The sequence below is a fragment of the Streptomyces sp. NPDC041784 genome, from assembly GCF_055591025.1.
Genome location: NZ_JBVJAB010000004.1, coordinates 194,117 through 212,414 on the forward strand (window position 1 = coordinate 194,117; position 18,298 = coordinate 212,414).

The 18,298-nt window shown below is 71.7% G+C and carries 17 protein-coding genes and 2 tRNA genes; 8 read left to right on the top strand and 11 right to left on the bottom strand.

Annotated features, from left to right (window positions below):
• Positions 1 to 7 precede the first annotated feature (7 nt).
• From ACZ6D7_RS10305 to ACZ6D7_RS10330, 6 genes are all read right to left on the bottom strand, one after another.
• Positions 8 to 1,282, bottom strand: coding sequence for an HD-GYP domain-containing protein (locus ACZ6D7_RS10305; RefSeq protein ID WP_469486599.1), 1,275 nt, complete (start codon positions 1,280 to 1,282; stop codon positions 8 to 10).
• Positions 1,279 to 2,586: an HD-GYP domain-containing protein gene (locus ACZ6D7_RS10310; RefSeq protein WP_469486602.1), complete on the bottom strand. Its 1,308-nt coding sequence runs from the start codon at positions 2,584 to 2,586 to the stop codon at positions 1,279 to 1,281. The genes ACZ6D7_RS10305 and ACZ6D7_RS10310 overlap by 4 nt, the downstream gene beginning before the upstream one ends.
• Positions 2,587 to 2,745: 159 nt before the next feature.
• Positions 2,746 to 3,057 carry a mycothiol system anti-sigma-R factor gene (gene rsrA, locus ACZ6D7_RS10315; protein ID WP_469486605.1) on the bottom strand — a complete coding sequence of 104 codons (312 nt, stop codon included), beginning with the start codon at positions 3,055 to 3,057 and terminating at the stop codon, positions 2,746 to 2,748.
• Positions 3,054 to 3,749 carry an RNA polymerase sigma factor SigR gene (gene sigR / locus ACZ6D7_RS10320; protein WP_469486607.1) on the bottom strand — a complete coding sequence of 232 codons (696 nt, stop codon included), beginning with the start codon at positions 3,747 to 3,749 and terminating at the stop codon, positions 3,054 to 3,056. Before sigR ends, rsrA begins: the two co-directional genes overlap by 4 nt.
• Positions 3,750 to 4,022: 273 nt before the next feature.
• The gene (locus ACZ6D7_RS10325) at positions 4,023 to 4,652 is read right to left on the bottom strand and encodes an alpha/beta hydrolase family protein (RefSeq protein ID WP_469487917.1); all 630 of its coding nucleotides are present in this window, start codon (positions 4,650 to 4,652) and stop codon (positions 4,023 to 4,025) included.
• Positions 4,653 to 4,662: 10 nt separating this feature from the next.
• Positions 4,663 to 5,478, bottom strand: coding sequence for an SOS response-associated peptidase (locus ACZ6D7_RS10330; protein ID WP_469486609.1), 816 nt, complete (start codon positions 5,476 to 5,478; stop codon positions 4,663 to 4,665).
• A 105-nt stretch (positions 5,479 to 5,583) separates the two neighbouring features.
• Between ACZ6D7_RS10330 and ACZ6D7_RS10335 the strand changes: the two genes are divergently transcribed.
• From ACZ6D7_RS10335 to ACZ6D7_RS10350, 4 genes are all read left to right on the top strand, one after another.
• Complete coding sequence (locus tag ACZ6D7_RS10335) at positions 5,584 to 6,306, top strand: M50 family metallopeptidase (protein ID WP_469486612.1); 723 nt, start codon at positions 5,584 to 5,586, stop codon at positions 6,304 to 6,306.
• A gap of 136 nt (positions 6,307 to 6,442) precedes the next feature.
• Entirely contained in the window at positions 6,443 to 7,768 is a 1,326-nt protein-coding gene (aroA, locus tag ACZ6D7_RS10340; RefSeq protein WP_469486615.1) for a 3-phosphoshikimate 1-carboxyvinyltransferase, read from the top strand.
• Positions 7,769 to 7,770: 2 nt separating this feature from the next.
• Positions 7,771 to 8,781 (top strand): ribosome small subunit-dependent GTPase A, encoded by a 1,011-nt coding sequence (gene rsgA, locus ACZ6D7_RS10345; protein ID WP_469486619.1) that lies wholly within the window; start codon positions 7,771 to 7,773, stop codon positions 8,779 to 8,781.
• 122 nt (positions 8,782 to 8,903) lie between these two features.
• Positions 8,904 to 9,227, top strand: a complete 324-nt coding sequence (locus ACZ6D7_RS10350) for a DMT family transporter (RefSeq protein WP_469486624.1) — start codon at positions 8,904 to 8,906, stop codon at positions 9,225 to 9,227.
• Between the two features lie 18 nt (positions 9,228 to 9,245).
• On the opposite strand, the gene ACZ6D7_RS10355 is transcribed toward ACZ6D7_RS10350, so the two are convergent.
• On the bottom strand, positions 9,246 to 9,893 hold the full coding sequence (locus ACZ6D7_RS10355) for a TetR/AcrR family transcriptional regulator (protein ID WP_469486626.1): 648 nt from the start codon (positions 9,891 to 9,893) through the stop codon (positions 9,246 to 9,248).
• A gap of 148 nt (positions 9,894 to 10,041) precedes the next feature.
• Here ACZ6D7_RS10355 and hisN point away from each other — a divergent pair, with 148 nt between their 5' ends.
• The 3 genes from hisN to ACZ6D7_RS10370 all read left to right on the top strand — a co-directional run bounded on the left by hisN (position 10,042) and on the right by ACZ6D7_RS10370 (position 11,933).
• Entirely contained in the window at positions 10,042 to 10,842 is an 801-nt protein-coding gene (gene hisN / locus ACZ6D7_RS10360) for a histidinol-phosphatase (RefSeq protein ID WP_469486630.1), read from the top strand.
• 148 nt (positions 10,843 to 10,990) lie between these two features.
• Complete coding sequence (locus ACZ6D7_RS10365) at positions 10,991 to 11,383, top strand: CBS domain-containing protein (protein WP_469486633.1); 393 nt, start codon at positions 10,991 to 10,993, stop codon at positions 11,381 to 11,383.
• Between the two features lie 133 nt (positions 11,384 to 11,516).
• Positions 11,517 to 11,933, top strand: coding sequence for a Fur family transcriptional regulator (locus ACZ6D7_RS10370; RefSeq protein ID WP_469486636.1), 417 nt, complete (start codon positions 11,517 to 11,519; stop codon positions 11,931 to 11,933).
• A gap of 158 nt (positions 11,934 to 12,091) precedes the next feature.
• Here ACZ6D7_RS10370 and ACZ6D7_RS10375 read toward each other — a convergent pair.
• The 4 genes from ACZ6D7_RS10375 to ACZ6D7_RS10390 form a co-directional block, all read right to left on the bottom strand.
• A tRNA-Met gene (locus tag ACZ6D7_RS10375) sits at positions 12,092 to 12,165 on the bottom strand.
• A gap of 162 nt (positions 12,166 to 12,327) precedes the next feature.
• Positions 12,328 to 14,295, bottom strand: a complete 1,968-nt coding sequence (locus ACZ6D7_RS10380) for a tetratricopeptide repeat protein (RefSeq protein WP_469486639.1) — start codon at positions 14,293 to 14,295, stop codon at positions 12,328 to 12,330.
• A 206-nt stretch (positions 14,296 to 14,501) separates the two neighbouring features.
• Positions 14,502 to 14,575, bottom strand: a tRNA-Met gene (locus ACZ6D7_RS10385).
• Between the two features lie 40 nt (positions 14,576 to 14,615).
• On the bottom strand, positions 14,616 to 17,582 hold the full coding sequence (locus tag ACZ6D7_RS10390; RefSeq protein WP_469487920.1) for a UPF0182 family membrane protein: 2,967 nt from the start codon (positions 17,580 to 17,582) through the stop codon (positions 14,616 to 14,618).
• Positions 17,583 to 17,746: 164 nt separating this feature from the next.
• Here ACZ6D7_RS10390 and ACZ6D7_RS10395 point away from each other — a divergent pair, with 164 nt between their 5' ends.
• Entirely contained in the window at positions 17,747 to 18,289 is a 543-nt protein-coding gene (locus ACZ6D7_RS10395; protein WP_469486642.1) for a PPA1309 family protein, read from the top strand.
• Positions 18,290 to 18,298 lie beyond the last annotated feature (9 nt).

An 18,298-nucleotide genomic window follows, 5' to 3' on the forward strand; every position in this document is an offset into this window, starting at 1 on the left:
CCATGGGTTACCCACCCCTGGGCAGGGTCAGACAGTCCCGTGCGAGCACCCTGGCCAGCGCCTCCACGACCTCCGGCGCGTACTCCCCGCCGGTGCCCAGCCGCAGCTCCTCCAGGGCGGTGAGCGGCCCGCCCGGACCCGCGTCGCGCACCTTCTCCTCGTACGCGTTCACCACCCGGACTATGCGGGCGGCCACCGGTTGCTCGGGGTAGGGGTCGGCCTGCCGCTCGACGACCGCCGCGACCTGGGGACCCGCCCCGGTCTGACGGACGACGGCCCCGCCGAGCAGCGCGATCCGCCGCTGCTCGGCCGCGGGCAGGTCCGCGGTGGCCCCGGCCGGGACCGGGTCGACCAGGCTGAGCTGGCCGATGTCGTGCATCAGGGCCGCGTACTCCAGCACGGTCAGCTCCGCCTCCGGAAGCCCCAGGTCGCGGCCCACGGCCTGGCCCAACGCGGCGACCCGGTGGGCGTGCCCGGCCGGGGTGTACCCGGCGATCTCGGTGGCGCGGGCGAGGGAGGCGATGGTCTGCCGATAGGTGGCGCGCACGGCGGCGTACCGGCGCAGGGACAGCTGGGTGAGCAGCAGCGGCACCGAGAACACGGGCAGCGCCCACAGGCCGACGACGGCCACCGCGAGCGCCATCACCGCGCCCGTCGCGCACACCGCCGACCCGATCCCGGGCACGGCCCGCAGCTCGTCCCGCAGCAGCGGCCCGAACGGCCAGCCGGTACGGGAGTGCGCCAGCGCGGCGGCGACCACGGCGTCGCAGAGCACGGTCAGGACGAGCAGCGCGAGCAGCAGCAGCGCGTACGCCGAGCCGCTCCAGCCGTCGAAGAAGCCGCAGTGGTAGAGCGGCTGGAAGCACACCGCGGTGAAGCCGACGGCCAGGATCCGCCGCACCAGGTGGTCGAGGACGGGGCCCTGCCCCCGGGCCAGCCGCGGCACGCTCCCCAGCAGCGCGGCGGCGGCCACGACGGACACCACCTGCGCGGCCCCGTGCTGCGTGGGCTGTCCGGCGTGCTCCCCGAGCAGCGCGTACGACAGGGCCCCGGCGGCGCCGAGCGGCGCGGCCTCGCGCAGCCCGGACCCGGTCAGGGGGGACCCCGCGCCCGGGCGGGGCCGGGAGTGGGGGCGGATCAGCTCGCCGACGGCGACCAGGACGCCGAAGGCGAGGGCGGTCCGGCCCGCCTCGACGCCCGTGCGCAGGGTGACGAGGAGGCAGACCGCGGCGAGCAGGACTGCGGCGGCACGCAGGGCGAGCAGGGGGAAGCGGCAGGTCATCGGTGCACCTCCGGGTTCCGGCGCGCGGACGGCTGCGGGGGAACGGACGGCGCGGGCTCGTCGGCGGTGACCACCGGATGCCAGCCCTCCCGGCCGATCACGCGCTCCAGGGCCGTCACCATCCGCGGATCGAACTGCGCCCCCGCGCACCGCCGCAGCTCCTCCAGCGCCGCGTCCACCGGCCGGGCCCGGCTGTAGCACCGGTTGGAGGTCATCGCGTCGAAGGCGTCCGCGACGGCCACCACCCGCGCGGGCTCCGGGATCTGACTGCCCGCCAGACCGTACGGATAGCCGCTGCCGTCGATCCGTTCGTGGTGGTGGAGGATCGCCGAGCGGGCCTCGCCGAGGAAGGAGATGCCCCGGGTGATCTCGTGCCCGTACTCGGGGTGCAGCTCGATCACGCGCCGTTCCTCGGGAGTCAGCGGTCCGTCCTTGCGGAGCAGCCGGGTGGGGACGCCGAGCTTGCCGACGTCGTGCAGGATCCCGGCGAACCGGAGGACCTCGATCCGCCCCTCGTCCATGCCGAGTTCGCGCGCGATCATCATCGAGGCCTGGCCGACCCGCTCACTGTGCCCGCGGGTGTACCCGTCCTTGATGTCGACGGCCTGCACCAGCGCCCGGATGGTGGCCCGGTGGGCGGCACGCTCCCGGTGGTACTGGGCGAACACCCACCATGAGACGCCCACCGGGAACAGCACGAGCAGCGCGGAGACCGGCCCGTACGGGCTGCGCCACAGCACGGCCGTCATCAGCCCGGCGAGTCCGTGCACGGCGAGGGGCGCGAGCGAGCGCACGAACAGCCCCCGGCAGACCCGCCGCAGCGGCAGGCCCTCGGCGAGCGCGAGCATGCCGCCGTCCAGCAGGGCGAGCGCGGCGCAGAAGACGAGGACGGCCGCGCCCGCCGGCAGCAGCGCGTACGGCAGCGCGGAACCGAGCACGGTGTCCGGGCCGCCCAGCGCGCCGTGCACCCGCGCGGCGGCCCACACCGCCAGGGAGGACTGGGCCGCGCGCCAGATCCGGCGCAGCGCAACGGGGCCCTGCTCGACGTGCGAGAGCAGAGCCCCGGGGAGCGGGACGAGCGCGGCGGCGGGCGGTGCCAGCAGAAAGGCGCCGGCCAGCAGCACCGTCGAGAAGGTGCCCGCGAACCGGCGCCGGGCGATCTGCTCGCCCCCGGCGTACAGGGCGGCGAGCAGGCCGACGGCCCACCAGGGTGTCGTCACGGTGGTGAGCGGGGTGAGACAGGCCAGGGCACCGAGGGCGACACAGGCGGCATAGGCACGCGCCCGTGCCGGGACTGTCTGCATGTCCGCCTCCCCCAGCCGTGCCTGTCCGGGCTCAGGAGCCTAGGACGGCCGGGGGTGGGCGGGCGGGCGTATCACCCGCCGATTAGCACATTCGAGTGACCCGAGAAGAATTCAGGACGACCGGTGCTCGGGACGCCTGGTGTTCAGGACGCCTGGTGCTCAGGACTCCTGGGGAGTCACCGGCGAAGCCGTCACGTCATGCTCGGGCACGGTCTGGCCGGAGCGGATCAGATCGAGCCGGCCGAGGACCTTGGCGCGCAGGTCGGTCGGCACGTCGTCATGTCCGCAGCACCGCTTGACCAGCTTCTTCACGGCCTGCTCCAGGCCGTACTTCTCCAGGCACGGCGAGCATTCGTCGAAGTGGACCTTGAACTTGTCCCGGTCCACCTCCGGCATCTCGCTGTCGAGGAACTCGTAGAGATGGTCGAGAACCTCGCTGCAATCCGTCTCGTGCGGCTCTCCGCAGCTCATGAGCCCGAGCCTTTCGCTTCGTTCGACTCTCCGGCGCCGGCCGGGACCAGCCCGCGCTCACGGGCGTAGTCCTCGAGCATGCCGCGCAGTTGACGGCGGCCCCGGTGCAGCCGGGACATCACCGTACCGATGGGTGTCCCCATGATGTCGGCGATCTCCTTGTACGCAAAGCCCTCGACATCCGCCAGATACACGGCGATGCGGAACTCCTCGGGGATCGCCTGCAGTGCTGACTTCACGTCCGAGTCGGGCAGGTGGTCCAGCGCCTGCGACTCGGCGGAGCGCAGACCGGTCGACATGTGCGACTCGGCGCGGGCCAGCTGCCAGTCCTCGATCTCCTCGGCCGCGCTGCGCTGGGGCTCACGCTGCTTCTTGCGGTACGAGTTGATGAAGGTGTTGGTGAGGATCCGGTACAGCCAGGCCTTGAGGTTGGTGCCCTCGCGGAACTGGTGGAAGGACGCGTACGCCTTGGCGTACGTTTCCTGCACCAGGTCCTCCGCGTCCGCCGGGTTGCGCGTCATGCGCAGGGCGGCCGAGTACATCTGGTCGAGGAACTCCAGCGCGTCCCGCTCGAAGCGCGCACTGCGCTCGGCGGTCGACTCCGTGCCCGTCGCCGCTTCCGCGCCCTGGCCCTCGGGCAGCTCCGCCTGGCCGTTGTCGGTCCCTGCGTCGGTACCGGTGACCGGACCCACCTCCTCAAGATCGCGGGCAGAACCGAAACCGGTCCCACTCGAATCGGAGGATAGACGACTACCCGTGCCTGCCGCCCCTCGAATAGGAGCGGTCCTGGCCGCGTGCAGCACCGTCCAGTCCAGGTCAGTGCGGGCGCTGCGGCTCGGGCAGATGGTCGAACCCATGCGGCGGACTTCCTTTCCCACGACATCGGTGCTGCGTGTTCAGCACTTCTGTCCGGCTCAACAGAGAGCGGCGCCCCGACATTCCCTGCCCTTTACCCGAGTGACTCTTTACCCGAGTGACCCGGCCCACTGCACGACGGCGGTCGAGACGATCTCCAGCGCCTGCTCCTGGCTGATCCCGGCCCGCTTGGGCACCGCGAGGCCGTGGTCGCCGTCCGGCACCTCGACCAGCTCGTAGTCGCCCTCGGGGAACTCCTCGGGCCGTCCGAAGCTGTCGTTCCCGCCCTGGACGACGAGCGTGGGCACCCCGGCGCCGAGCAGCTCGGCGGCGCGGGACTTCTCGGGCCGGCCCGGCGGGTGCAGCGGGAAGCCGAGCGCGAGGACGGCGTGCGCGCCGAGTTCGCCGGCGGTACGGCAGGCCACCCGGGCCCCCGCCGACCGCCCGCCGGAGATCACCGGCAGCCCGGGGCCGGCGACGGCCGGCCAGATCCCGCGCCAGCCGACGTCCAGCGTCTTCGGCGCGGGCGCCACCCTCTTGCCGGCCACCCGCCAGGGCTGCTCGACGAGGGCGACGGTGACGCCGTGGCCCGGCAGCACCCGGGCCAGGGTCTGGAGGTCACGGGCCTCGATGCCGCCGCCGGCGCCGTGACTGACGGCGAGGACGAGCCGCGGCGCGTCGGCGGGGTGCCAGGTGACACGGGCGTCGCCCGCGTCGGTGGAGACGATCTCTGAGGTCACGGTGGTCACGTCAGAAAAGTGTGCCCTCCTCCGGGCCTTCCAGCTCCTTCAGCAGCTCCGGGGTGTTGTTGCGGACGTTGCTGACGGCCGTGGACACGGGGTAGGCGCGCATCAGACCGGCCGGCGGGGGGTCGAGGAGGGAGCGCAGGCCGTCCAGGTCGGAGCGGGCCGGGTCCAGCCAGGCGTCCCAGCGGTCGGGCGTGAGCATCAGCGGCATCCGGGGGTGGATGTCGGCGAGGGCGTGCGGCCCGTCGGCGGGGGCCACGGCGAGCGGGGTCGTCTCCGCCTCGGTCGTGATCACCGAGCAGGTCACCCACCAGGCCTGCGGGTGGTCGTCGGGCAGGGTCCGGTCGCGCCAGAACTCGTAGAGCCCGGCCATCGCGAACACCGAGCCGTCGGCCGGCAGCACGAAGTAGGGCTGCTTGCGCGGGCGCTTCTTCTTCCCCTCGACCTCCAGGTCCCGCTCCTCCTTGGCCGTGACCCACTCGTAGTAGCCGTCGGCGGGCAGGATGCAGCGCCGCGCGGCGAAGGCACGGCGGTACGACGGCTTCTCGTGGACGGTCTCCGCGCGCGCGTTGATCATCCGGGCGCCGCCCTCGGGCGTCTTGGCCCAGGACGGCACGAGCCCCCACTTCAGCCTGCGCAGCTGGCGAACCGGGCGCGGGTCGCCGGCGTCTTTCACCGGACGGTCGAGGACGGCGTAGACCTCCTTGGTCGGCGCCACGTTGTAGTCGGGCTCCAGAGTCTCCTCCGGCTCCCACTTCTCGACTTCAAAGATTCCTGCGAGATCCTCAGGCCTGCGACTCGCTGCATACCGTCCGCACATGCGTGCCACACTGCCAGGCCCACCCGTCACCCGGCCACCACCCCCCGAAAGACGGCGCCCCGCGCCGACACCCCTGTACTCAACGAGAGGGAGCCACCACCGAACATGGAGAGCACCGCCGCCCTAGCGCTGCCCGACCTGTGGGACCGTCTCGTCGGCACCCAGTCCGACCCCGACCTGTGGGTGGTGATCGCCACCGCGGTCGCCGCGCTCGCCGTCGTCGTCCCGCACACCCTGTGGCGAATATCCCGCAACGCCATCACCATCGCCCACGAGGGCGGCCACGGCCTGATCGCCCTGCTGACCGGCCGCCAGCTCACCGGCATCCGGCTGCACTCCGACACCAGCGGTCTGACCGTCAGCCGCGGCAAGCCGTACGGCCTCGGCATGATCCTCACGGCGGCGGCCGGCTACACCGCTCCCCCGCTCCTCGGCCTGGGCGGCGCGGCCCTCCTCGGCGCCGGCCGCATCACCCTGCTGCTGTGGCTGGCCACGGCCCTGCTGGTGGCGATGCTGGTGATGATCCGCAACGCGTACGGGGCGCTCACGGTGGTCCTCACGGGGGGCACGTTCCTGCTGGTCTCCTGGCTGGCGGGCCCCCAGGTGCAGGCGGCGTTCGCGTACGCGGTGGTGTGGTTCCTGCTGCTGGGTGGGGTACGCCCGGCCTTCGAGCTCCAGCTGAAGCGGACCCGGGGCGGGGCGGGCGACTCGGACGCGGACCAGCTGTCACGGCTGACGCACGTACCGGCGGGGCTGTGGCTGTTCCTGTTCCACGCGGTGAGCCTGTGCTCGCTGATGGGCGGGGGGCGCTGGCTGCTCGGGCTGTGAGCCCGCCCCGCTGGCCAGGGGCGCGACTCTCCGGGGCGGACGCTCGGGGCGCGGCTCTCAAGGGCGCCACTCCCGGGGGTGCGACCAGCCCCAACGCCGCCGCACCCGAACCACGGCGTAAGACTAAAGTGAACGCATGCCCGTGAACCCGGCCCACACCGCCCTCTGGCCCGCCCCCACCGTGAGCGAGGCCGTCGACGCGACGGTCCACGTTCCGGGGTCGAAGTCGGTCACCAACCGCGCCCTCGTCCTCGCCGCCCTCGCCTCCGAACCCGGCTGGCTGCGTCGCCCGCTCCGTTCCCGGGACACCCTGCTGATGGCGGAGGCCCTGCGCGCGATGGGCATCGGCATCGAGGAGGGCGTGGGCCCCGACGGCACCGGCGAGGCCTGGCGCGTGCTCCCGGCGGGGCTGCACGGCCCGGCCGCGGTCGACGTCGGCAACGCGGGCACGGTCATGCGGTTCCTGCCGCCGGTCGCCGCGCTGGCCGACGGCCCGGTCCGGTTCGACGGCGACCCTCGCTCGTACGAGCGTCCCCTGCACGGTGTCATCGACGCGCTGCGCGTCCTCGGTGCCCGGATCGACGACGACGGCCGGGGCGCGCTGCCCCTGACCGTGCACGGCGTGGGCGCGCTGGACGGCGGCCCGGTGGAGATCGACGCCTCGTCGTCGTCCCAGTTCGTGTCGGCGCTGCTGCTCTCCGGCCCCCGGTTCAACCAGGGCGTGGAGGTCCGCCACACGGGCGCCACGCTCCCCTCCGTACCGCACATCCGGATGACCGTGGACATGCTGCGCGCGGTCGGTGCCCAGGTGGACACCCCGGAGTCGGGCGGCGAGCCGAACGTCTGGCGGGTCACCCCGGGCGCGCTGCTGGGCCGGGACCTGACGATCGAGCCGGACCTGTCCAACGCCCAGCCGTTCCTGGCGGCGGCGCTGGTGACGGGCGGCAGGGTGACCGTGCCCGACTGGCCGGCCCGCACCACCCAGCCGGGTGACCGGCTGCGCGAGATCTTCACCGAGATGGGCGGCTCCTGCGAGCTGACCGACTACGGGCTGGTGTTCACCGGCTCGGGCTCGGTCCACGGTGTCGACGTCGACCTCAGCGACGTCGGCGAGCTGACCCCGGGCATCGCGGCCGTCGCCGCCCTCGCCGACTCCCCGTCCACCCTGCGCGGCGTCGCGCACCTGCGGCTGCACGAGACGGACCGCCTGGCGGCGCTGACCAAGGAGATCAACGAGCTGGGCGGGGACGTGACGGAGACGGCCGACGGCCTGCACATCCGTCCGCGCCGGCTGCACGGCGGGATCTTCCACACCTACGACGACCACCGCATGGCGACGGCCGGCGCGATCATCGGCCTGACCGTGGAGGGCGTGCAGATCGAGAACGTGGCGACCACGGCGAAGACACTGCCGGACTTCCCCGACCTGTGGACCGGGATGCTCGGGGTTCAGGGACGTTAGCCATGCGCCGCTACGGCAAGCACACCGACGAGGACGACATCCGCAGCCGCCCGAACCGCAAGGGCAACCGGCCTCGCAGCCACATCCGGCCCAAGCACGAGGACGCCGCCGAGGGCATGGTCCTCACCGTCGACCGGGGCCGGCTGACCTGTCTGGTCGACGACCGCGTCGTGATGGCGATGAAGGCCCGCGAACTGGGCCGCAAGGCGGCGATCGTCGGCGACCGGGTGGCGATCGTCGGCGACCTGTCCGGCAAGAAGGACACCCTCGCCCGGATCGTCCGCATCGAGGAGCGCACCTCGGTGCTGCGCCGCACCGCGGACGACGACGACCCGTACGAGCGGGTGGTGGTCGCCAACGCCGACCAGCTCGCCGTCGTCACCGCCCTCGCCGACCCCGAGCCCCGCCCGCGCCTGATCGACCGCTGTCTGGTCGCGGCGTTCGACGGCGGTCTGACCCCGCTGCTGGTCATGACGAAGTCGGACCTGGCGTCGCCGGACAAGTTGCTGGAGCTGTACGGCCACCTCGACATCCCGTACGTCGTCACCAGCCGCGAGGAGCTGGAGAACGGCGACGCGGCGGACCGGGTGCGCGAGCACCTGGCCGGGCGGATCACGGCGTTCGTCGGCCACTCCGGCGTCGGCAAGACCACCCTCGTCAACGCGCTGGTCCCGCAGGACAGGCGCCGGCTGACGGGTCATGTCAACGCGGTGACCGGCCGGGGCCGGCACACCACGACCTCGGCTCTCGCCCTGCCCCTCGACGGCACCGACGACTGGGTGATCGACACTCCGGGCGTACGGTCGTTCGGCCTCGCCCACATCGACCCGTCCCGGGTGATCCACGCCTTCCCCGACCTGGAGCCGGGGACGGTGAACTGCCCGCGCGCGTGCAGTCACGACGAGCAGGACTGCGCGCTGGACGCGTGGGTGGCCGAGGGCCACGCGGACCCGGCGCGGCTGTACTCGCTGCGGCGGCTGCTGGCCACGCGGGAACGGACGGACGGGGACTGAGGCGACCGGGGAACCGGGCTGAGCAGGTGACGGAGGAGGGGGCTGACCTCCGCGTTGTTTGTGGGGTGCTGAGTCCGGTAAGTGCATAATCGCACCGAGCCGCACACACGGGAGGACAGCACATGGCGTGGCTGCTGGTCATCGTCGCGGGACTGCTCGAGACCGGCTTCGCCGTCTGCCTGAAGCTCTCGCACGGCTTCACCCGGCTCTGGCCGACGATCGCCTTCTGCATCTTCGCCCTCGGCAGCTTCGGCCTGCTGACCCTCTCCCTGAAGAAACTCGACGTCGGCCCGGCGTACGCCGTATGGACCGGCATCGGCGCGGCGGGCACCGCGATCTACGGAATGATCTTCCTGGGCGACCTGGTGTCCGTCCTGAAGATCGTCTCGATCAGCCTGGTGATCATAGGAGTGATCGGGCTCCAGCTGTCGGGGTCGACGCACTAGGCCGCATGCCGCTACCCGCTACTGCGTGTTCTGGTGGGTGTTCTGGTGCGTGTTCCCGTGCGTGTTCTGGCGCTGCAACGCGCACCGCACCAGGTCCGCCACCCCGTCCTCCCCGGGCGGTGGCGCCGCGACGCAGGACAGGGCGAGGCGGACGGCGAGTTCGCAGGAGCGCGCCAGCTCGGTCATGTCCGCGCGGGCCGCGCCGGGACCGCCGAGCGCGGCGACGGCCCGGTCACGGACGGCCGCCAGGAGGTCGCCGGGCGAGGGCAGTGGGCCGTCCGCCCGCCGCTGCGCCGGGACGGCGGAGGAGGACGGCACCGCGGAGAGCGTCGGGGACGGCAGGCGCTCGCTCCAGCAGCCGGTGAGCACGGCCCGTACCAGCACGTTGTCGCGGGCGACGGAGACGGTCCACTCGGCGGTGGCGGTGAGGCGCTCGCGCACGTCGCCGGGGACCGCCAGGGCACGCTCGGCGCCGGCGAGATACCCGTCGGCCTCCCGCCGCACCAGCGCCCTGGCCAGGCCCTCCTTGCTGCCGAACTCGTTGTAGAGGGTCTGCCGGGACACCCCGGCCGTCACGGCGACGTCCACCATCCGCACCGCGGACCACGGCCGCTCGGCAAGCGCCGCGAAGGCGGCGTCCAGTAGGGATTCCCGCGCTGCAGGCATCATCGCCTCCCGGGGCGAGCGGCTTGCTGACAGGTTTGACGCGCAAGGGGGCACTGTCAAGGGTGCGCGGAAGCAGTCGGCCGCGCGCATCGTCCGCACCCTGGTCCCCTGTGGCCCCGTCCGACCCCCGCCGGATACCGTTCGTCCCATGCCGGACTACCTCGACGACCTCCGTCTCGCGCACGTCCTCGCGGACGCCGCCGACGCCGCGACCATGGACCGCTTCAAGGCCCTCGACCTCAAGGTCGAGACCAAACCGGACATGACCCCGGTGAGCGAGGCCGACAAGGCCGCCGAGGAACTGATCCGCGGCCAGCTCCAGCGCGCCCGCCCCCGGGACGCGATCCTCGGCGAGGAGTACGGCCTCGAGGGCACGGGACCTCGTCGCTGGGTGATCGACCCGATCGACGGCACCAAGAACTACGTCCGTGGCGTCCCGGTCTGGGCGACCCTCATCTCCCTGATGGAGGCCGGTGAGGGCGGCTACCAGCCGGTCGTCGGTCTGGTCTCGGCACCGGCCCTGGGCCGCCGCTGGTGGGCCGCCAAGGGCCACGGCGCCTACTCCGGGCGCAGCCTCTCCTCCGCCTCCCGGCTGCACGTCTCACGCGTGGCGAACCTCTCCGACGCCTCGTTCGCGTACTCCTCGCTCTCCGGCTGGGAGGAGCGCGGCCGGCTGCGCGGTTTCCTCGACCTGACCCGCGAGGTGTGGCGCACGCGCGCGTACGGCGACTTCTGGCCGTACATGATGGTCGCCGAGGGTTCCATCGACTTCTGCGCCGAGCCCGAGCTGTCCCTCTGGGACATGGCGGCCAACGCGATCGTCGTGACGGAGGCCGGCGGCACCTTCACCGGACTCGACGGCCGCCCGGGCCCGCACAGCGGTGACGCGGCCGCGTCGAACGGGCTGCTGCACGACGAGCTCCTGGGGTATCTCGACGGGCGCCGCTGACGCCCACAGATGAGCGCGCACGCCCTCAATTGGCCACGCGCGCCCTCTTGTTGACCCTGGCTTTACCTGGGACGCTGACAACACCCCCACTTGTGAACTTGTGAATCCATGAACTAGTCCCATGGATCCGTAGGAGGTGTTCCAGCCCATGCTCGTCCGCGACGCCATGAGCACGGTGGTTCTCACCATCGGCCCCGCCCACACCCTCCGCCAGGCAGCCGCCCTGATGTCCGCGCGTCATGTCGGCGCCGCCGTCGTCCTCGATCCGGACGCCGGCGGCATAGGCATCCTCACCGAGCGGGACATCCTCAACTCCGTCGGCCTGGGTCAGGACCCGGACACCGAGCGGACCCACGCCCACACCACCAACAACGTGGTCTTCGCCGCGCCGACCTGGACCCTGGAGGAGGCGGCCCGCGCCATGGCCCACGGCGGCTTCCGGCATCTGATCGTCCTGGACCGGGGCGAACCGGCCGGGATCGTCTCGGTCCGCGACATCATCCGCTGCTGGGTACCGGCCCGGCAGCACATCCCCGCCTGACACCGCCCGACAGCGGGTATGAACCTTGGCCAGAGCCAAGCCCGATCCTACAATGGACACAGTCCAAGTCGAGTACATCTCCAAAATCACACCTGATCGGGTTCTGTTCCCCCCTGCTGTTAGGCTGGTGCGCATGAGTGACCTTCTGGAACGCCTGCGCGGACGCGGCTGGCGGATGACCGCGCAGCGACGCGTCGTGGCCGAGGTCCTCGACGGCGATCACGTCCACCTGACGGCCGACGAGGTGCACGCCAGGGCGGTCGCCAAGCTGCCCGAGATCTCCCGGGCGACGGTGTACAACACGCTCGGCGAGCTGGTCTCCCTCGGCGAGGTGCTCGAGGTCGCCACGGACAAGCGCGCCAAGCGGTACGACCCCAACGCCCACCGTCCGCACCACCACCTGGTGTGCGCCCGGTGCGGCGCGATCCGCGACGTCCACCCGACCGGCAACCCGCTGGCGGACCTCCCCGCCTCGGAGCGCTTCGGCTTCTCCGTCTCAGGCGTCGAGGTGACGTACCGCGGCACCTGCCCCACCTGCGCGGCGGCGTAGCGCTTCGCTCAGCTCCGAAGCCCCGGTGCCCCTTGCGGGCGCCGGGGCTTCGCGTTGCGGTCGGTGTGCCGACGGTCGGTGTGCCGTGGCCCACGCGTCCTGGTCGACGAAAAAACCGAGGGCCGGAACCCTTTCGGATTCCGGCCCTCGGCCTTCAGTAGCGGGGACAGGATTTGAACCTGCGACCTCTGGGTTATGAGCCCAGCGAGCTACCGAGCTGCTCCACCCCGCGTCGATGAATGCAACGTTACGTGAAGGAGGAGGGCGGAAGCAAATCAATACCTGTGAGCCCTGCGACAGCCCTGCGACAGCCCTGCGACCTGCGGCGCGAACAGCCTGGGGGGCGGCACGGCCTGCGGGCCGTCCGTACCGCTGGAGCGGCACCCGGGCGCCGTCAGGCCGACAGCTCCTCCCGCAGCGCGTCCCGCAGCCGCGCCGCCCGCTCCGCGACCTCTCCCGGCCCCAGCGACACCGCCCGGTCCGCCCACCGTTTCCCTTCCGCCAGCTCACCGCGACGCGCGTAGACCAGGGCGAGCCGGAGCGCCGCCCGCCCGTGCCCGTCGTCTGCGGCCCGGGTCCACCACACCACCGCCTCGGGCTCGCTGCCCTCCCTCGCCAGCAGCAGCCCCAGATTGAAGGCACCGTTGCGCGACCCGGCCGTGGCGGCCGTGCGGTACCACCGTGCCGCCTCCACCACGTCACCCCGCGCCGCGGCCAGCATCCCGACCCGCACCTGGGCCCGTCGGTGCCCCTGCGTGGCCGCCCGCTCGTACCACTCCTCGCACTCGGTCTTCTCGTGCACGATCTCGCCCAGCTCGTGCGCGGGCTGCGGCGGCCGGCGCGCGTCGAGCACGGCCGCCAGCCGGTACGCCGCCTCCGCGCTGCCCCCGCCCGCGGCGCACCGCAGATGCCGCTCGGCCTCCCGCTCGTCGCCGTCCCGCAGCCGGGCGATCCCGACCTGGAGCGCCGCCTCGGTGTGTCCGGCGGCGGCTGCCCGCTCGTACCAGCGCAGCGCGACCGTCTCCTCGCCCCGCCCGGCGAACAGGATGCCCAGGTTGAACGCGGCGTCGACGCTGCCCGCCTCCGCGGCCTTGGAGAACCACGGCTCGGCACCGGCCGTGTCCCCGACCTGGAGCAGCAGGACGGCGAGCGCGTTGGCCGCCTCCCGGTGCCCGGCGTAGGCCGCCCGCCGGTACCACTGCTCGGCCTGCGCGGTGCGGCCCTGCTCGGCGCTGAGCAGCGCGAGGTTGTAGGCGCCGTTGTCGTCACCGGCGTCCATCGCGGCCCGGTACCAGCGCTCGGCGGTCTGGGTCTGGCCGCGCTCGGCGTGCAGCGCGCCCAGCGCGTTCGCCGCGTTGCCGTCGCCGTCCTGTGCGGCCCGCAGCCACCAGATGGCGGCGTTCTCGGTGTCGCCGGCGTCGCGCAGCAGGAAGCCGAGCGCGCAGGCGGCCCGCGCCTCGCCGTCCTTGGCCGAGGTCAGGTACCAGCGCCCGGCCTCCTTGAGCGCGCCGCGCCGCTCCAGGATCGCGCCGAGGTGCAGCGCGGCCCGCCGGTGCCCGCGCGCGGCGGCCTGCCGGTACCACTGCTCGGCCTCCGCCTGCCTGGAGACACCGTTGTCGGGGTCGCCCTCGACCGGTGAGGCGGCCCGGGCCTCCGGGTTGTCCTGGTGTTCGAGCGCCCGTGCCAGCCGGTACGCCGCCTCGCGGTGCCCGCGCTCGGCGGCGGCCCGCATCCAGTGTTCGGCACCGCGGTCACCGCGGTGTTCCAGCAGGTCGGCGAGGGCGTAGGCGCCCAGCGCGTGGCCCTGCTCGGCGGACTGGCGCAGCCAGTACTCGGCCGCGGGTTCGTCGCCGCGCTCACGGTGGTGGCGGCCGAGCGCGTGCCCGGCCGCGGCGGAGCCGGCGACGGCGGCGACCCGCCACCATCCGGCGGCCTCGTCGGGGTAGCCGCGCTGGTGCAGGAGGACACCCAGGTTGTTGGCCGCGGCCCGGTCGCCTGCCGCGGTGGCGGCCCGCAGATGGGGCTCGGCCCCGTCGAGGTCGCCGCGGCGCAGCAGCATGGCCCCGAGGACGCTGGTCGCCTCGGCGTCGCCGGACTCGGCCGCGAGCCGCAGCCGCATCTCCTCGACGGCCTCCCCGGTCTCGACCGTCTCGCCCGTCCCGACCGATCCAGCCGATTCGACAGCGTCAACCGATTCGACCGTTTCAGACGTTTCAGCCATTTCGACTGTTTCGACCATGTCCACCGTCTCGACGGACTCCGCCGCCTCGTCCCGGCCCTGGTCCGGGGTCGCTTCCTTACCGGAAGGCTGCACAAACCGCCCTGTCTCGAACAGAGTTGCCTTGTCCCCCATAACGTCCATCGTCGCACCACCTGCAACCCGGGTACACCTGGTATACCGCAGCCCGTGAGGTCACTTCAGCGTTTTGTCGACATGCCCACAGAGAGACAAGTCAAACACAACTCCTTCAACTCCCCACAGCGGCGCGGCGGTCCGCCACCACGGCACATGCGTTCGCACACCACGAAGGCCCGGATCCGTTTCTGGATCCGGGCCTTCGTTTTCAGTAGCGGGGACAGGATTTGAACCTGCGACCTCTGGGTTATGAGCCCAGCGAGCTACCGAGCTGCTCCACCCCGCGCCGTGTGAAACAACTGTACCACGACGCGGGACGGTGTTGATCAGCCGTCGGCGGTACCGCCGGTCGGACTGGGAGTGGCCGACGGGCTGGCGGAGTTGCTCGGACTCGGCGTGCTACTGGCCTTGTCGCCGTTCTTGCCCGCCGCCGCCTGCGCGTCCTCGGCCCGCTTGAGCGCGGCCTCAAGGTCGTCCTGCGCCTTGCCGTACGCCTCCCAGTCACCCTTCTTCAGGGCTTCCTGGCCGGCGGTGAAGGCCTTCTGCGCGTCGTCCAGCGCCTCCTGGACCGTGGGGTTGGTGGACGTCGGTGGTGGTGTGGTGGTGCCACCGCCGTCGTCGCCCCCGTCGTCTGCGGGCGGGGTCGTGGCCGTCGCGCCGAAGACCTTGTCGAGGGCCTGGTCGAGGGTGTCCTCGAAGGCGGTGTTGCCTCCGTAGGTCACCAACACCTTGCGCAGCAGCGGGTACTGGAGTCCCCCACCGCGCACGTAGACCGGTTCGACGTAGAGCAGTCCGCCGTCGAGGGGCACCGTCAGCAGGTTGCCGTACTCGACCTCCGAGTCGCCGCCTCTCAGCAGCCTGATCGATTCGGCGATGGCCTGTTCGGAGTTGAACTGGCTCTGGACCTGTTTGGGTCCGTCGACGGTCGTACTCGTCGGCAGTTTGAGGACTCTGATCTTGCCGTAGTCGGCCGTGCCCGCCTCGGAGTCGACCGCCATGAACGCGCTGAGGTTGTCCCGGCCGTTGGGCGTGAACGTCGTCGTCAGCGAGAACGCCTGCGCCTTCTGGTCGGGCATCTTCATGCTCAGGTAGTACGGCGGCACCGCGTCACCCGACTTGTTCGTCGGGTCGTCCGGCACCTGCCACACCTCGCTGCCGCTGAGGAACGTCGTGGCGTCCTTCACGTGGTAGCGGGTGAGCAGTTCGCGCTGGACCTTGAACAGGTCCTGCGGGTACCGGAGATGGGCCATCAGCGAGGGGGAGATGTCGGCCTTCGGCTCCACCGTGTCCGGGAACGCCTTCATCCAGGTCTTCAGGACCGGGTCCTCGGTGTCCCACTGGAAGAGCTTGACCTCACCCGTGTACGCGTCGACGGTCGCCTTCACCGAGTTGCGGATGTAGTTGACCTGGTTCTGCTGGGCCACCACCGCGCGGTTGTCGTTGGTCGCGGTCAGCGAGTCGGCGGTGGTGTCGCCGAGGGTCGTACGGGACGCGTACGGGTAGCCGTTCGTCGTCGTGTACGCGTCGACGATCCACTGGATCTTGCCGTCGACCACGGCCGGGTAGGCGTCGCCGTCGATGGTCAGCCACGGGGCGACCGCCTCGACGCGGTCCTTCGGCGTGCGGTTGTACAGAATCCGCGAACCGTCGCCGATCGCGCCGGAGTACAGGATCTGCGGCTCGCCGAACGCCACCGCGTACGCGGCCCGGTTGACCGGGTTGGAGAGGTTGACGCCGCTCTTGCCCGTGTAACTGGTGGTCTTCTCGCCCTGGTCGTCGGAGTAGTCGATCTCCTTCTGGGGACCGCCGACGATCGAGTACGTGGTCGTCTTCTCGCCGTAGTAGACCCGCTGCTCGTAGTTCCCGAGGACACCCTCGGAGGGCAGGTTGGACTCGGTGAAGGCCGGGCGGCCGTCGGCGTCGGCCGTGGTGCCCTTGGCGGCGACCACGCCGTAGCCGTGGGTGTAGCGGAAGTGGTTGTTGATCCAGTTCTGCTTGTCGACGCCCGCGAGGTTCAGCTCGCGCAGACCGATGACCGTGTCCTGGTCGGTGCCTTCCACGGTGTAGCGGTCCACGTCCAGGTTGGTCGGGAACGCGTAGTACTTCCGCATCTGCTGGAGCTGCTGGAACGTCGGCGAGACGATGTTCGGGTCCAGGACGCGGATGCTCGCGGTGGCGTCGACGTCGTCGCGCAGCTGCGTCTTGTCCTCGGTGGGGCTGGTGCCCGAGTACTCGGTGACCTGCGCGCCGTCGATGCCGTACGCCTCACGCGTCGCCTTGAGGTTCTTCTCGACGTACGGGGCTTCCTTGGCCTGCTCGTTCGGCTGGACCTGGAACTTCTGCACGATCGCCGGGTACAGCCCGCCGATCAGGATCGCCGAGAGGACCATCAGGCCGAAGCCGATCACCGGCAGCTGCCAGGTGCGCCGCCACAGGGTGGCGAAGAACAGCAGGGCGCAGATGACGGCGATGCAGAACAGGATCGTCTTGGCCGGCAGATAGGCGTTGGCGTCGACGTACCTCAGGCCCGTCCAGTTGTCCGTCGCCTTGAAGTCGCTGGACTTCACTGCGAGGCCGTAGCGGTCGAGCCAGTAGGCGACCGCCTTCAGCGCGACGAAGATGCCCAGCAGCACCGACAGGTGTCCGGTCGCCGCGGCCGTGGCGCGCGCTCCGGGGCTGGTGACGCGCAGGCCGCCGTACAGGTAGTGGGTGAGCGCGGCGGCGATCAGGGAGAGGATCGTGGCGGCGAAGCCGAAGCCGAGCAGGAACCGGTACCAGGGCAGGTCGAAGGCGAAGAACGACACGTCGAGGTGGAACTGCGGGTCCTTCTGTCCGAAGGAGACGCCGTTGACCCACATCAGCCAGGTCCGCCACTGGCCGGCCGCCGAGGCGCCGGCGATCAGGCCCACCAGCGCGGTGATGCCGAACAGCAGCCACCGCTTGTAGGGCGCGATCCCCATGCGGTAGCGGTCGAGGCTCTGCTGCTCGGCGGACATCGCGCTCAGCGGCGGCCGCAGCCGGTGGGCCAGCCAGATGTTGAAGCCGACCGCGAGGGCCATCAGCAGGCCGAAGACGGAGAACAGCCCGATCTTGGTCCACAGCATGGTGGTGAACACCGACGAGTAGTTCACCGACCGGTACCAGAGCCAGTCCGTCCAGAACCCGGCGAACATGGTGAACGCCATGCCGAGTACGGCAAGGACGCCCAGTGTCATGAGCAGGGTCCTGACCCGCCGGGACGGGCGGCCCACTCTGATCCGCGGCCCTGTCGGGCCTCCGCCGCGGTCCGGCATCTGGAAAGCCAAGGTGCGCACCTCGAAAGTCGCTGTTGATCCGTCAGGCCCGCGTGTTCGTGGACCGTGAGTGGCCCCCCGTGATCGTGGGCCCACACCTATGCAACTTACTCACCGTTTACTCGGTTCCCGATTCCGGCCAGGAACGAGAGAGGATTGTGACCATGTCCAACACTCCCATGGCGGCGAACCCGCTCACCCGGGCCGTGCTCGAGATCGACGAGTACGCCTCCGGCCTCGGCTGGGACCAGCCCGCACGCCTTTTCGCCCTCGTAGACACCGCACGGCTGCGGGCTCAGGAACCCTCGCTCGCGGCCCAGCTCGGCCTGGAGGACGAGCCAGAGACCACCGGTCTCACTCCGATCGAGCAGGACGAAGTGCCAACGGACAAGCCGCTCGACGAGTTCCTGGCCACGATCGCCTGGCCCGACGCGGTCGTCGGCTGCGCGCTCACCGTGGAGCGGCTGATGCTGCCTCCGTCCGCCGAGGCCCAGGTCCCGCAGGGCCTGAGCGACGCGAAGCTCACCCAGTGGGTGGCCGCCCACCCGGACCGCCAGGAGGTCCGGATGACGGTCGCGGTACTGCGTGACGGCACCCGCGAGTCCGCTCTGCGGCTGCGCGAGAAGGACGCCCCGACGGAGGTCCTCACGGGCGCGAGCCTGGTCCCGGGCCTGGCGCAGGCGCTGTCGGCGACCTTCGAGGAGTAGGCGCCCTTC

What these genes read in the sequence shown, in the direction of transcription:
- ACZ6D7_RS10305 (WP_469486599.1), bottom strand. Translation starts at nt 1,282, where the DNA reads ATGACCTGCCGCTTCCCCCTGCTCGCCCTGCGTGCCGCCGCAGTCCTG.
- ACZ6D7_RS10310 (WP_469486602.1), bottom strand. Translation starts at nt 2,586, where the DNA reads ATGCAGACAGTCCCGGCACGGGCGCGTGCCTATGCCGCCTGTGTCGCC.
- rsrA (WP_469486605.1), bottom strand. Translation starts at nt 3,057, where the DNA reads ATGAGCTGCGGAGAGCCGCACGAGACGGATTGCAGCGAGGTTCTCGAC.
- ACZ6D7_RS10330 (WP_469486609.1), bottom strand. Translation starts at nt 5,478, where the DNA reads ATGTGCGGACGGTATGCAGCGAGTCGCAGGCCTGAGGATCTCGCAGGA.
- ACZ6D7_RS10335 (WP_469486612.1), top strand. Translation starts at nt 5,584, where the DNA reads ATGGAGAGCACCGCCGCCCTAGCGCTGCCCGACCTGTGGGACCGTCTC.
- aroA (WP_469486615.1), top strand. Translation starts at nt 6,443, where the DNA reads ATGCCCGTGAACCCGGCCCACACCGCCCTCTGGCCCGCCCCCACCGTG.
- rsgA (WP_469486619.1), top strand. Translation starts at nt 7,771, where the DNA reads ATGCGCCGCTACGGCAAGCACACCGACGAGGACGACATCCGCAGCCGC.
- ACZ6D7_RS10350 (WP_469486624.1), top strand. Translation starts at nt 8,904, where the DNA reads ATGGCGTGGCTGCTGGTCATCGTCGCGGGACTGCTCGAGACCGGCTTC.
- ACZ6D7_RS10355 (WP_469486626.1), bottom strand. Translation starts at nt 9,893, where the DNA reads ATGCCTGCAGCGCGGGAATCCCTACTGGACGCCGCCTTCGCGGCGCTT.
- hisN (WP_469486630.1), top strand. Translation starts at nt 10,042, where the DNA reads ATGCCGGACTACCTCGACGACCTCCGTCTCGCGCACGTCCTCGCGGAC.
- ACZ6D7_RS10365 (WP_469486633.1), top strand. Translation starts at nt 10,991, where the DNA reads ATGCTCGTCCGCGACGCCATGAGCACGGTGGTTCTCACCATCGGCCCC.
- ACZ6D7_RS10370 (WP_469486636.1), top strand. Translation starts at nt 11,517, where the DNA reads ATGAGTGACCTTCTGGAACGCCTGCGCGGACGCGGCTGGCGGATGACC.
- ACZ6D7_RS10380 (WP_469486639.1), bottom strand. Translation starts at nt 14,295, where the DNA reads ATGGACGTTATGGGGGACAAGGCAACTCTGTTCGAGACAGGGCGGTTT.
- ACZ6D7_RS10390 (WP_469487920.1), bottom strand. Translation starts at nt 17,582, where the DNA reads ATGCCGGACCGCGGCGGAGGCCCGACAGGGCCGCGGATCAGAGTGGGC.
- ACZ6D7_RS10395 (WP_469486642.1), top strand. Translation starts at nt 17,747, where the DNA reads ATGTCCAACACTCCCATGGCGGCGAACCCGCTCACCCGGGCCGTGCTC.